The sequence below is a fragment of the Streptomyces polygonati genome (assembly GCF_042650325.1).
GTDB lineage: Bacteria > Actinomycetota > Actinomycetes > Streptomycetales > Streptomycetaceae > Actinacidiphila > Actinacidiphila polygonati.
Window position 1 is genome coordinate 25,111 of the sequence record NZ_JBHSBB010000026.1, and the last position, 12,936, is coordinate 38,046.

At 75.7% G+C, this 12,936-nt stretch carries 8 protein-coding genes; 5 read left to right on the forward strand and 3 right to left on the reverse strand.

All coding sequences use genetic code 11. From position 1 onward, the window contains the following. Positions 1–12: 12 nt before the first annotated feature. Positions 13–1,452, forward strand: coding sequence for a MocR-like pyridoxine biosynthesis transcription factor PdxR (gene pdxR / locus ACFO3J_RS28295; RefSeq protein WP_386435136.1), 1,440 nt, complete (start codon positions 13–15; stop codon positions 1,450–1,452). A gap of 41 nt (positions 1,453–1,493) precedes the next feature. Here pdxR and ACFO3J_RS28300 read toward each other — a convergent pair whose 3' ends face one another. Beyond that, positions 1,494–2,210 carry an isocitrate lyase/PEP mutase family protein gene (locus ACFO3J_RS28300; RefSeq protein ID WP_386435137.1) on the reverse strand — a complete coding sequence of 239 codons (717 nt, stop codon included), beginning with the start codon at positions 2,208–2,210 and terminating at the stop codon, positions 1,494–1,496. A 71-nt stretch (positions 2,211–2,281) separates the two neighbouring features. Beyond that, positions 2,282–2,782 (reverse strand): carboxymuconolactone decarboxylase family protein, encoded by a 501-nt coding sequence (locus ACFO3J_RS28305; protein ID WP_386435140.1) that lies wholly within the window; start codon positions 2,780–2,782, stop codon positions 2,282–2,284. 197 nt (positions 2,783–2,979) lie between these two features. Between ACFO3J_RS28305 and ACFO3J_RS28310 the strand changes: the two genes are divergently transcribed. Together ACFO3J_RS28310 and ACFO3J_RS28315 are read left to right on the forward strand one after the other, a co-directional pair. Continuing rightward, positions 2,980–6,813, forward strand: a complete 3,834-nt coding sequence (locus ACFO3J_RS28310; protein WP_386435143.1) for an NACHT and WD repeat domain-containing protein — start codon at positions 2,980–2,982, stop codon at positions 6,811–6,813. A 271-nt stretch (positions 6,814–7,084) separates the two neighbouring features. Beyond that, positions 7,085–7,591, forward strand: coding sequence for a DUF2690 domain-containing protein (locus ACFO3J_RS28315; protein ID WP_386435146.1), 507 nt, complete (start codon positions 7,085–7,087; stop codon positions 7,589–7,591). A gap of 70 nt (positions 7,592–7,661) precedes the next feature. Here the strand turns inward: ACFO3J_RS28315 and ACFO3J_RS28320 are convergent, their stop codons facing one another. Beyond that, complete coding sequence (locus tag ACFO3J_RS28320) at positions 7,662–8,522, reverse strand: helix-turn-helix transcriptional regulator (RefSeq protein ID WP_386435149.1); 861 nt, start codon at positions 8,520–8,522, stop codon at positions 7,662–7,664. A 126-nt stretch (positions 8,523–8,648) separates the two neighbouring features. Between ACFO3J_RS28320 and ACFO3J_RS28325 the strand changes: the two genes are divergently transcribed. Next, complete coding sequence (locus ACFO3J_RS28325; RefSeq protein WP_386435152.1) at positions 8,649–9,644, forward strand: aldo/keto reductase; 996 nt, start codon at positions 8,649–8,651, stop codon at positions 9,642–9,644. A 381-nt stretch (positions 9,645–10,025) separates the two neighbouring features. Continuing rightward, entirely contained in the window at positions 10,026–12,854 is a 2,829-nt protein-coding gene (locus ACFO3J_RS28330; RefSeq protein ID WP_386435155.1) for an AAA family ATPase, read from the forward strand. The last annotated feature ends 82 nt before the right edge of the window (positions 12,855–12,936 follow it).

Genomic DNA, 12,936 nt, shown 5'->3' on the forward strand with positions numbered 1-12,936 from the left:
GGGTCCGTTTCCATGACGGATTCCCGGGCCACTTCCGCGGCCGACCCGCCCTCGGCCTTCGGCGCCGACCTTCATCTGGAAGTGCGGGGACCCCGGCTGCGCGCCGGGCTCACCGACGCCCTGCGGGAGGCCGTGCGCTCGGGGCGTCTGGTGCCCGGCACCCGGCTGCCGTCGTCCCGTTCGCTCGCCGCCGATCTGGGCATCGCCCGCAACACCGTGGCCGACTCCTACACCGAACTGGTGGCCGAGGGCTGGCTCGTCGCCCGGCAGGGCTCCGGCACCCGCGTGGCCGGGCGCGCCGAGCCGGCCAGGGCCGCGCCCGCCGCGCCCCCGGTGGAGCCGGCCGGGCGCCGCCCCACGTACAGCCTGTTGCTGGGCTCGCCGAACCTCGCGGAGTTCCCCCGCAAGCAGTGGCTCACCGCGGCCCGCCGGGCCCTGACCGTGGCGCCGCACGAAGCCTTCGGGCTGGGCGACGCCCTCGGCCGGGTGGAGCTGCGCACCGCCCTCGCGGACTATCTGGCCCGGGCCCGCGGCGTACACGCCGAGCCGGGGCGGGTGGTCGTCTGCTCCGGTTTCCATCACGGGCTGACGCTGATCGCGCGGGCGCTCAGGGCGCGGCGGGTGAAGGCGGTCGCGGTCGAGTCGTACGGCCTGGACATCCATCGCGGGGTGCTGACCGGCGCCGGTCTGCGCACCCCGCCGCTCTACGTCGACGAGTCCGGGGCGCGCACCCGGGATCTGGCGCGCCTGCCCGGAGTCGGCGCGGTGCTGATGACACCGGCGCATCAGTTCCCCACCGGGGTCGCGCTGAGCCCGGACCGGCGCGCGGCCGCTGTCGACTGGGCACGTGCCGGCGGCGGGCTGATCCTGGAGGACGACTACGACGGCGAGTTCCGCTACGACCGCCAGCCGGTGGGCGCCCTGCAGGGCCTCGACCCGGAGCGGGTGGTGTACTTCGGCACGGTGAGCAAGTCGCTGGCGCCGGGGCTGCGGCTCGCCTGGATGGTGCTGCCCGAGGAGCTGGTCCCGGAGATCGTGGCGGCCAAGGGGTATCTCGACTGGATGTCGAGCGCGCCGGAACAGCTGACGCTCGCGGAGTTCATCACGTCGGGCGCCTACGACCGCCATGTCCGCTCGATGCGACTGGGCTACCGGCGCCGCCGCGACCAGCTGGTCACCGCCCTGGCGCGCAGGGCCCCCGATACCCGCCTGACCGGCATGGCCGCCGGGCTCCAGGCGGTGCTCGAACTCCCGCGCGGGACCGAGCAGTCGGTTGTCCGCGCGGCGGCCCGGCAGGGTCTGGCAGTCAGCGGGATCTCACGGTTCCGCTACGAAGTCGCCGACTCCGGCTGGCAGTTGCCCGTGCTGGACGCGCTGGTGGTCAACTACGCGGGTCCCCTGGACAGCGCCTGGACGGGCACCCTGGACGCGCTCTGCGGGGTGCTGCCCTAGCCCCCCTCCTCCCCCGGACCCGCGCATCGTGTCATCGGGCGTCAGCCGCGCAGCCGCGCCGCGAGTTCGCCGGTCGCGCCCATCGCGTACCGCTGCATCCCCGGCCCGAAGGTGATCCGCGACGCGCCCAGCCGTGCCAGCTCGGCCACGGATTCCCGGTCCGGTCCGGCGGCCATGTTGACCGGGCCCTCGATGCCGGCCCGCAGCGTCGGGAACACCTCGGTCGGTGCCAGGAGGGGGTAGACGCAGTCGGCGCCGGCCGCTGTGTACAGCCGGGCGCGTGCCACGGCGTCGGCCGGGTCGCCCGTCCCGAACAGGAAGGTGTCGACCCGCGCGTTGATGAAGAGGGCGTCGCCCGCCTCCGCCCGTACCTCGGCCAGCCAGTCCGCCTGCCGCTGGGGGTCCTTGAGCGTGCTGTGCCCCTCGGAGTCCTCCAGATTGCAGCCGACCGCGCCCGTCTCCAGGAGCCGGCCGACCAGCTCGCCGGGGGTGAGGCCGTAACCGCCCTCGACGTCGGCGGACACGGGCACGGAGACGGCCCGCACGATCCGCGCCACCGCCGCGAACATCTCGCCGGCCGGGGTCGAGCCGTCCTCGTAACCCAGTGAGGCCGCGATCCCGGCGCTGGGGGTGGCCAGCGCCGGGAAGCCGGCGTCGGCGAAGACCCGGGCGCTGCCGGCGTCCCACGGCCCGGGCAGCACAAGGGGGTCGCCCGCGGGTCGGCCGTGGTGCAGAGCGCGGAAGGTGGCGGCGGTCATCTTTTCACTCGTCCCGAGGGGTGCGGAGGGTGAGCCGGCGGGGCGGGCGCGCGGGCCGTTCGGCCGGGGGGTCACGCTCTGGGCGTGTAGTGGCCCGGGACCATCCGGGTGGACACCCCGAAGCGGTTCCACGCGTTGATCGTCGTGATCGCGATGATCAGACCGGCCAGCTCGGCCTCGTCGAACTCTTTCGCGGCCCTCGCGTAGACCTCGTCCGGGACGAATCCGTCCGTGAGCACGGTGATCGCCTCGGTCAGTTCGAGCGCGGCGATCTCCTTGGCCGTGTAGAAGTGCCGCGATTCCGTCCAGGCGCTGAGCTGGATGACCCGCTCCGCCGACTCGCCCGCCGCCAGTGCGTCCTTGCTGTGCATGTCCAGGCAGAAGGCGCAGTGGTTGATCTGCGACGCGCGGACCTTCACCAGGTGGAGCAGGGCCGGCTCGACACCCTGCCCGGCGGCCGCGTCGAGGCGGATCATGGCCTTGTAGGCCTCGGGGGCGAGCTTCGCCAGGTCCAGGCGTGCCGCGTGCTCGGGGACGCGTTCTTCGGTTTCCTGCGTGTCGTACGTCGTCATGAGTACGACGCTACGCGCCGGGTGGCTGAGGTGTGTGGCCCATTTCCGCCGCGGATCCATGGGCCAATTCGCCCGGCCGGCATCGATCCCCCGCAGCCGGGGGCACCCCGGCGGAGTCACCACGGTGGCGCGGGCCCCGCCTGCCGTCGGCGAGGTCGGCGCCGGCCACCGGTCACGTTTCGGCCGACCTGACCGCAGTGCCCTCGGGTGTCCGGCCCCGCCGGTACCGTGGCCGCGCCGACACCGCCACGGAGGGATCAGCCATCGAGACAGCGGAGGAGTTCGCGCGGGCCCTGGACGCGCTGCGCCGGGCGTCGGGGAAGTCGTACCGCGCGTTGGCCGACGAGTGCGGGCTGGGGTTCAACACCATCGCGGGCTACTGCTCCGGCCGCCATCTGCCGCAGCTCGCCGTGCACGCCGAATTCGCCGCGCTGCTGGCCGCGTTGGGGGTCCCGGCCGGGGAGCCGCGAAAGGCGTGGCTGGAGGCGCTGCGCTCGCTGCCGGCCCGGGCCCGCCGGGGCGCCGCGCCGACGTGGAACCCCTACCGCGGTCTGGAGGCGTTCGGCGCGGACGACGCCGGGGTGTTCTTCGGCCGGGAGGCCCTCAGCGAGCAACTGGTGGCGGAACTCGCCGCCTGCCGCCGGCGGGGTGTGCCGCTGGTCGTGGTGGGACCATCGGGGTCGGGCAAGTCGTCCCTGCTGCGGGCGGGGCTGCTGCCGCGGGTGGGAGCGTCGGTGGTGATGACGCCCGGCTCGGCGCCGCTGCGCCAGTGGGCCCGGCACACCGCCGAGATCGCCGAGGGCGCGGTGGTGCTGGTCGACCAGTTCGAGGAGCTCTTCACCCTGTGCGCCGAGGAGAGTGAACGCCTCGCCTTCATGGCCGTGGTGCTGGACCACCCCGGTCCGGTGGTGCTCGGTCTGCGCGCCGACTTCTACAGCCGCGCGCTGCGCTATCCGCGACTGGCGGTGGCGCTGCAGCAGGGGCAGGTCCCGGTCGGGCCGATGGCGCCGGCCCAGCTGCGGGAGGTGATCGTCGAACCCGCCCGGCTGGCCGGGCTGGAGCTGGAGGACGGGCTGGTCGAGCTGCTGCTCGCCGACGCGACACGTGAAGTGGGCCTGCTGCCGCTCCTTTCGTACACGCTGCAGGCCATCGTGGAGCTGGCCCGGGCGGAGAACCCGCGCGCCACCACGGTCGGGCTGCGCCACTACCGGGCCGCCGGCGGGGTGCGGGGCGCCATCGCGCAGACGGCGGAGGTCGCCTTCCTGTCCTTACCGGTCGGGCAGCGGCCGGTGGCACGGCAGCTGTTCCTCCGTCTGGTGAAGACCGACGACAGCACCGCGGACACCCGGCGCCGCGTCGCCTTCGACGAACTCCTCGATGCCCGTATGCCCCCGGACCCGGACCCGGACCCGCGCCCGGGCACCGCCGCCGCGCGGCCGCCCACCGCTCCGCACTCCCCCGCCGACGACATGGCCGAGGTCCTCGACGTCTTCGTCACCCATCGTCTGCTCACCGCGGGAGAGCGGACCGTGGAGATCGCCCACGAGGCCCTGCTGGCGGCGTGGCCGCGGCTGCGGGACTGGCTGGAGGAGGACCGGGAGGGCCACCGCGTCCACGGCCGGCTCACCGCGGCCGCCCGCGCGTGGCGCGACGAGCAGTACCCGGCGGAGGGCCTGCACCGGGGCGGGACGCTCGCGGCGGCTCTGGAGTGGGCGGCCGGGCCCGATTCCGGGCAGGCGCTCAACCCGCTGGAGCGGAGCTTCCTCGCCGCCTCGTCCGAGGCCGCCGCGGCCAGGGAGGCGGCGGCTCGGCGGAGCGTCCGGCGCCGCTACCAGATATCGAGCCTGCTGATGGTGCTCGTGCTGCTCGCGGCCGGGGCGGCCGGCTACGCGCGCCGCGTCAGCGACACCGCCCACCGCGAGACGCGCATGGCGCTGTCACGGCAGACCGCTGAGCGCGCCGACCGGCTGCGCGACAAGGACCCCGGGCTGGCGGCGCAGTTGGCGCTGGCGGCCTACCGGACGGCCGCCACTCCGGAGGCCCGGGCGTCGCTGCTCGACTCGTCCGCGCGGCCCACCGCGCGCCGGCTGCGGGCCGGTCCCGGTACCGGCGTGGTGAGCGCCTCCACCTCCGCACTGATCGCTGTGGGCACCTCCGCCGGACAGGTGCAGTTGTGGCGGACCCGGGCGGGCGGCGCGCCGGTCCCGGTCCGGCCCGCCCTGAGGCTCGGCCGCGTCCCGGCCGCCCTCGCCCTCAGCCCGGGCGCCGCGACGCTGGCCGTGGCCGACAAAACCGGCCGGGTCGCGCTGTGGGACGTGGCCGACCCCTCGCACCCGGCGCCGCTGCCGCTGGTGTCCGGGGTGTCCCGTAGCGTCCTGGGCCTGGCCTTCGGCGCGAACGGCCGGCTGCTGGCCGCAGGCGGCGACGACGGCGCGGTCCGGCTGTGGCGGGTGGGCGGCGAAGCCGCCGCGCCCACCGTCCTGACCGGGTCCCACGAGGCGGTCAGAGCCGTGGCGTTCACCCAGGACGGCCGTGTCCTGGCCGCGGGCGGCGACGACCGACGGGTACGGCTGTGGGATGTCCCCGCCAGCGGCCGGCCGCGCGGGCTGCCCGCCCTCACCGGCGCCGGCAGCAAGATCTACGCGATCGCCGTCTCGCCCGACGGGCGCACACTGGCGGCGGGTACGGCGGGCGAACACAACGTCCGGACCTGGGACATCAGCGACCCGGCGCGCCCGGCGCCGCTGGGCAGGCCGCTGACGGGACCGGCCAGCTGGATCAACACGGTGGCCTTCAGTCCGGACGGCCGCACCCTCGCGGCCGGCAGCGCCGACACCCAGCTGTGGCTGTGGGACCCCCGCTCCCGGCAGCCGCTCGGTACGCTGCCGCAGCCCGCGCCGGTCCTGTCCGCCGCCTACGAGGACACCGGCACCCTGGACACCCTGGCCGGTGACGGCGTGCTGCGCTCCTGGAGCGTGCCGGGCCCGGTCCTCACCACGGGTACGAGCCAGGTCTTCTCCGTCTCCTTCGACGCCACCGGCCGCCGCCTGCTGGCCGGCGACGGCGCCGGCACGCTCCATCTGTTCGACGTCACCGATCCGCAGCGCCCGGCCGCCGTCGCCGGGCCGACGGGCAACGCTCCCGCCCTGGCGCCCCTGGCGGGTGCCTCCGTGCTGGCCCCGGACGCGAAAGCGGCCCTCGCGGGCGCCACCGACGGAACGGTCAGCGTGTTCGGCCTGGCCGACCCCGCCCACCCCGCGGCCCTCGGCCGGCCGGTGCGCGTCGCCCGCGCGACGATCGAGGCCATCGCGCTGAGCGCCGACGGGTCGACCGCCGCGGTCTCCAGCGACGACGGCTCGGTCCACCTGCTCGACCTCGCCGATCCGGCCCGCCCCGCCGTCCTGGCGGCACTGACCGGGCCGGCGGGCATCGCCTTCGGGGTGCGTTTCAGCCCGGACGGGAAGCTGCTCGCCGTCGCGGGGGAGGACGCCCGCGGCTATCTGTGGGACGTCCGCGACCGCCGGCACCCCCGGCTGCTGACGACCGTCCGCGGACTCGGCGGGGCCGTCTACGCCACCGCCTTCAGCCACGACGGCCGTCTCCTCGCCTTCGGCGGCGCCGACTACTCCGTCCGGCTCGTCGACCTCTCCCGGCCCGGCCGCCCGGTGCTCCTCGGCTCGCCCCTCGTCGGACCGGTGGGCGAGATCTACGAGCTGGCCTTCGCCCCCGGCGACGACCGGCTCGCCGTCAGCAGCATCGACCACACCGTCTGGCTGTGGGACCTGCGCCGCCCCCGCCGGCCCGCCCTGCTCGCCACGCTCAAGTCGTCCGACGACGGCCTGCTCACCGTCGGCTTCAGTCCTGACGGCCGGACCCTGGCGGCCGGCGGGCGGGGCGACGCCGTGCACCTGTGGAACACCGACCCGCGCTCGGTCGCCCGCTGGATCTGCGCGACCGTCGGTGACCCCATCACACCGGCGGAGTGGGCCCGCTTCCTGCCCGACCTGCCCTACACCGCGCCCTGCGGGTAGCGCGAGGGCTCCCTCCGTACGAGTCCGTACGAGGTCTCCGCGAGCCCGGAACCCGGCCTGTACGAAGCCGTACGAGCCCCCGGCGACCGCTGTCCGGCCCCCGGCGCCCCCCGGTAGACCTGCCATCGAGCACATCCAGCGGCGGATCACCGCCCGGCGGCGCTGATTTCCACCGCCCCGGGCTCCGGCTGAGCGGCTCTCGGCTGCGCCACCGCTCCGGAGCATCCCCGCCACGGCGTTTCCCACCAGCCACACCAACAGGGAGCATCACATGCGCGTCACCGGAAAACGGACCCTGACCCTGCTGGCGACGGTCGCGAGCGCCGTCGCCCTGGCGGCGGTGCCCGCCGCGGCCGCCCCGTACGACCCCTACACCGGCAGCAATCCGGCGACCACCGGCTGCCAGGCGGACGCGATCACCATCGCCACGCGGCCGATCAACAGCCAGCAGGCGACGTTCGGAACGATGGAGGTGCGCTACTCCCCGTCGTGCGGCACCAACTGGGTACGGGCGGTCATCAGCGTGCCGGTCGCCACCAACACCGTCACCAAGGGCATCCGGCGCCTTTCCAGCCAGCCCGACGGGCACGGCGGGTGGCTCGGCTTCTACGAGGACTACGAGACCGATCCCGCTGTCGGGTCGTCCTTCGGGATGCAGGTGTACGCGCCGGGGAGCACCTGCGTCTTCGCGTCGAGCGTCGTGAGGGACGCCTCCGGGCAGATCCTCGCCTCCACCGGCACCGGCATTCCGTACGACCCGTGGGTCGCGATCTGCTGAGCCGTCCCTGACCGCCGCCGGCACCGGCGCCGGACCGGGAACGCGCGTGCGGGGGAACACCCGGGAGTCCTCACCGTGCGGGCGTGCCCGCCGCCCCCGTGGAGAACTCCTGGACGCCGAGGACCCGCAGCAGCTCCAGCCGCTCGCGGGCCTCGGCGTCCGCCGGGGTGAGCACCAGCAGCTGCTGGCCCTGGTCGGGGGTGACCAGGGTCTCGCAGTCCATCAGCAGGGGACCCACCCCGGGGTGCACGAAGGTCTTGCGGTCGGCGCGCCGGACCGCCACCTCGTGTTCGGCCCAGAGCCGGCCGAAGTCGGGGCTCGCGGCCCGCAACCGGTCGACGAGTCCGGTGACCGCGGGGTCGCCGGATCGCCGGCCGACGACCGCCCGCAGGTCGGCCACGAGCCGGCGGGCGTGGTGCTCCCGCTCCTCGGGGACCCCGGCGGCGCGGGCCGCCGGGTCGGTGAACCAGCGGTACGCGGCGTAGCGCCGGTCGCCGGAGAAGCCGGTGTGATCGCCCATCAGCAGGACGGCGGCCCGGTTCTGGGCGAGGACCTCGCCCAGGTCGGACAGCACCACGGCCGGGGTGTCGCCGAGCAGGTCGAGCATCCGGATCAGGCCGGCCCGGGCCAGGCGGGCCACCCCGTCGGCGGGCGGGGGCCGGTGGCCGGCCAGGTGGAAGAGGTGGTCGCGCTCGTCGTCGGACAGGCGCAGTGCCCGGGCCAGCGCGCCGAGCAGCTGGGCCGAGGGCTGACTGCTGCGCCCCTGCTCAAGGCGTACGACGTAGTCCACCGACATCCCGGCGAGCAGGGCCACCTCTTCCCGGCGCAGGCCGGTGGTGCGGCGGCGGGGGCCGTCGGCGATACCGACCTCGCCCGGACGGATCGCCTCGCGGCGGCGGCGCAGGAAGTCGGCGAGCTGGTCACGTTCCATGACTCCATGCTCCCTCGCGGAGGAAGGCCGAGCCAGGGAGCGGCTCTCCCATGATGAGCGCTCCGCTCCCGTACGCCGCGGCGCGGGCGCAAGGTGGGCGGCGGATCCACGACAAGGGAGAACACAATGCAGATACGAACCCTGGGCAGCACCGGCCCGGCCGTTTCCGCGCTGGGCCTGGGTGCGATGGGCATGTCGGGCGCCTATGGCGCGGCCGACCGCGCGGAGAGTATCGCCACCGTGCACGCCGCGCTGGAGGCGGGCGTCACACTGATCGACACCGGCGACTTCTACGCCATGGGCCACAACGAGCTGCTGCTCGCCGAGGCGCTGCGCGGCCGGGACCGGGACGGCTACCGGCTGAGCGTCAAGTTCGGCATGCTGCGGGAGCCGGGCCCCGGGTTCGGCGGGATCGACGGCCGTCCCGAGGCGGTGAAGAACTTCCTGGCCTACTCGCTGACCCGGCTGGGCACCGACCACATCGACGTCTACCGCCCCGCCCGGCTGGACCCCGCGGTGCCGATCGAGGAGACGGTGGGCGCGATCAAGGAGATGGTCGACGCCGGGTACGTACGGCACGTCGGCCTGTCGGAGGTCGACGCGGCGACGATCCGCCGGGCGCACGCGGTCCACCCGATCGCCGACCTGCAGATCGAGTACTCGCTGGTGTCCCGCGCGGTGGAGGCCGAGATCCTGCCCACGCTGCGGGAGCTCGGCATCGGCCTGACCGCGTACGGCGTCCTGAGCCGCGGCCTCATCTCCGGGCACTGGTCCGCCGGGCACACCTCGGGGCCCGGTGACGTCCGCGGCTTCAGTCCGCGCTTCTCCGGCGGGAACGTGGAGCACAACCTCGCCCTCGTGGAGGCGCTGCGCCGGGTCGCCGGCGCGAAGGGGTGCACCGTCGCCCAGCTGGCCATCGCGTGGGTGGCCGCGCAGGGCGAGGACATCGTGCCGCTGGTCGGCGCGCGCACCCGCGAGCGGCTGGCCGAGGCGCTGCCCGCGATGGAGCTGGACCTCGGCGCGGACGACCTCGCCGAGATCGAGAAGGCGGTGCCGCGGGGCGCCGCGCGCGGCGACCGGTACCCGTCCGCCTTCATGTCCGCCCTCGGCGCCGGCAACTGACCCCGCCCGCGGCCGAGTCGAAGGACGGCGCCCTGGAGGCCGCGTGGCGCGGTCGAAGCGGTGCCGGCCGGGCCCGGCGGCGTCCGTCGGGCATCGGTGGGCCTCGCGGGCGGCGTTGCCGACGACGGGGGATCGCCGCGCTGGTCAGCGGGCCGGCGACCGGCCCGGCCCGCCGCCGGCCGGGGGCGACACCGCCGGCGCCGGGTACCGATCCGCCTGAGGTCCCGGCCTGTCGGGGAACCCCGGCCGGACCGGGCCGTCCCGCGCGGCGCCCGGCGGCATTGACACACGGCATTCCGATGGTTGTCATGAGCACATGAAATGGTCGGTGATCAGCCGCCGGAGTCGACGCGGTTCCGGACCAGAAGGAGAGGCCGCACCGTGCCCGACCGAGTCTTCGCCGATGTTCCGCCGAGCCGGCCGGACCGGCCGGACCCGCGGGGGGCGGGTGCCGGGCGGGGGGATCTCACCGAGGAGGCGCTCCGGCTGCTGCGGGAGCGGACGGGACTGCTGGTCCACGGGCCGGCCGGCATCGGCAAGTCGACGCTGCTGGGCGCCGTCGCGAGCGCCTCGGAGATCCGGGGAACCGCCGTCCTGCGCTGCTCGCCCGGCCCCGGGGACTCGGGCCTGCCCTATCTCGGCCTGATCGACCTCTTCGCCCGGATGCCGGCCGGCATCATCGCCGAACTGCCGCCCGAGCCCCGCGCGGCGCTGCTGACCGCGCTGCTGCACCGCCCCGGCCCGGGCCGCCGTCCCGACGGCCTCGCGGTGCGCGTCGCCGTACTCGACGCGCTGCGCCGGCTGGCGGGCACCGCGCCGGTGCTGCTGGTCGTCGACAGCGTCCAGTGGCTCGACCGGCCGACCGCCGACGTGCTGGCCTTCGTGGCCCGGCGCGTCGACGGCGCCGGCATCCGGATCGCCGTCGGGCAGCGGCTGCCCGAAGGGCGGGGACCGGCGGGCACCCCCGTGTGCCCGCCGGACACCGCGGACCTCGCCGTACCCCCGCTGCCCGACGACGAGGTGGCCCGCCTGCTGCTCGCCGCCGGGATCGCCCTGCCGCCGGCCGTCCTGCGGGCCGTGCTGCGCACGGCGGCCGGAAACCCTCATTACGCCCTGGAGTTGGCCCGGTGCGCGCCGCGCGAAGGCCTGCCCGCGGAAAGCGGCGGCTTCCTTCCGGTGCCGGCCGTACTGCGCGACCTCGTCCGGGAGCGGGCGAGCGGCCTGTCGGCGCCGGCCCGCCGGGCCCTGCTCCTGGTCTGCGCAGCGGCCCGGTCCACCGCACCGCTGCTGCGGGCCGCCGGTGTTCCCGACGTGGCCGCCGCGCTGGGTGAGGCGGAGCGGGCCGGCCTGGTCGGCACGGACGGCGACCAGGCGGTCCGCTTCCACCATCCGCTGCTGCCCGTGGCGCTGTGGGACGAGGCCACCGAGGCCCAGCGCCGCGCCGCGCACGAGCGGTTGGCCGGGGTGGTGGCCGGACCCGTCGAGGCCGCCCGGCACCTGGCGCTGGCTCGCCCCGAGGAGGACGCGGGCACCTCGGCGGCCCTGATGGACGCGGCGCACGCGGCCCGCGAGCGCGGCGAACCGGCGGCAGCCGCCGAACTCGCCGGACTCGCTGTCCGGAGGACACCCGTGACCCATCCGGCGGTCCGCGACCAACGCCTCCTGGACGCCGCCGGTTTCGCCTGTGACGCGGGGCGATGGGACGAGTCCGAGCGGGCCGCCCGCGCGGTGCTCGCCGGGTCCGATTCCGCCCACCGCCGGGTGCGGGCGCGGCTGGTGCTCCTGCGCAGCGCCGGGCAGGCCCTGCGCGATCAGGCCGAACTCATCGAGGGCGGGTTGCGCGAGGCGGCCGGCGCCCCGGAGTTGGAGGCGGATCTCTACCACTGGGCGGCGGTGCGCGGCCTGTTGACCGGCCAACTGGACGAAGCGGCCTGGCACGCTCGGCGGTCGGCCCGGTGCGCCGAGCGGGCCGGGGACAGCGGAGCGCGGATCGCCGCGCTGTCCACGCTGGCCCGGGTGCGGTCACTGGCCGGCCGGACCGACGCCGCCGAGGCCGCGTTGGCGCAGGCCGTGGAACTCGCGGACAGCGGCCGGCAGAGCCGGGACCTGATCCGGATGCGCGCGGTGCTGGCCCTGGACTCCGACCGGGTGGACCACGCCCGCCGCGAACTGGTCGAACTCCTGCGGCACACCGGGGAGTCGGACGGCGTGGAGTCGACGGTCGCCTCGCTGGTGGCGCTGACCCGCGCGCACGTACGCGCCGGAGCCTGCCGCGAGGCGCTGCGCATCGCCGCCCGCTGCGAGCAGGTCGCGGCCGAGGCGGGCATGGAGTCCGCGCCCGCGCTGTACGCGGCCGCACTGGCACAGACCTTCGGCGGGTCGGCGGCCGAGGCGCGGCGGCTGGCCGTCCGGGCCGTGCGCGCCTGCGAGCAGGACGGCGACCAGCTCTTCCTGCTGCGGGCACTGGCGGCGCTCGGCCAGGCCGGCCTGTTCACCGGCGAGCGGACACAGGTGGCGGAGGCGGTCGAGTCACTGCGCCAGGTGACCAGGATCGGGGTCTCGATGGGAGCGGGCGACCCCCCGCTGCTGGGCTGGTACGCCGACCTGGCCGAGGCGCTGGTGGCGCTCGGCGAGACCGGGGCCGCCGACCAGACGCTGCGCGAGGCCTACCGGCGGGCCGGACGGATGCCCGGCAGCGTGCTGGCCTCGCTGGAGCGCGCGGAGGGGCTGCGGGAGGCGGCGGAAGGCCGGCTCAAGGAGGGCGCGGCGCTGCTGCGGGCCTCCGCGGAGAGGCTGCGCCCGCTCAACCTCCCGGTCGACCTGGTCCGGACGCTGACCGCGCTGGGCACGGTCGAGCGCCGGGCCCGGCACCGGACCACCGCCCGGGCGTTGCTCACCGAGGCGCTCCAACTCGCCGAGCAAGCAGGTGCGTTGCCACTCGCCGAACGCGCGGAAGCCGAACTCGCGCGGGTGGACGGGACGGTGGGCGGCGCTGGAAGCACCGCGCTGACACCGGCCGAGGCGAGGATCGCCGAACTCGTGCGGGGCGGCGCCACCAACCGGGAGGTCGCCGCGCAGCTGTTCATCAGTGTCAAGACGGTCGAGGGCACGCTTTCGCGGCTGTACCGGAGGTTCGGGGTCCGCTCGCGCACCGCCCTGGCGTACGCGATGGCCTCCATGCCCCGGATGCCCCACGAAACACATCCTTAACAACAGTGGCAAGGGTTCCCACGCTTACGCGCCGTCACACCGGTTTCTAGCGTGGAAGCGGCCCCGGACCAGGGGACCGCAC

Coding starts and splice junctions, on each gene's coding strand:
- pdxR (WP_386435136.1), top strand. CDS start 13: ATGACGGATTCCCGGGCCACTTCCGCGGCCGACCCGCCCTCGGCCTTC.
- ACFO3J_RS28300 (WP_386435137.1), bottom strand. CDS start 2,210: ATGACCGCCGCCACCTTCCGCGCTCTGCACCACGGCCGACCCGCGGGC.
- ACFO3J_RS28305 (WP_386435140.1), bottom strand. CDS start 2,782: ATGACGACGTACGACACGCAGGAAACCGAAGAACGCGTCCCCGAGCAC.
- ACFO3J_RS28315 (WP_386435146.1), top strand. CDS start 7,085: ATGCGCGTCACCGGAAAACGGACCCTGACCCTGCTGGCGACGGTCGCG.
- ACFO3J_RS28320 (WP_386435149.1), bottom strand. CDS start 8,522: ATGGAACGTGACCAGCTCGCCGACTTCCTGCGCCGCCGCCGCGAGGCG.
- ACFO3J_RS28325 (WP_386435152.1), top strand. CDS start 8,649: ATGCAGATACGAACCCTGGGCAGCACCGGCCCGGCCGTTTCCGCGCTG.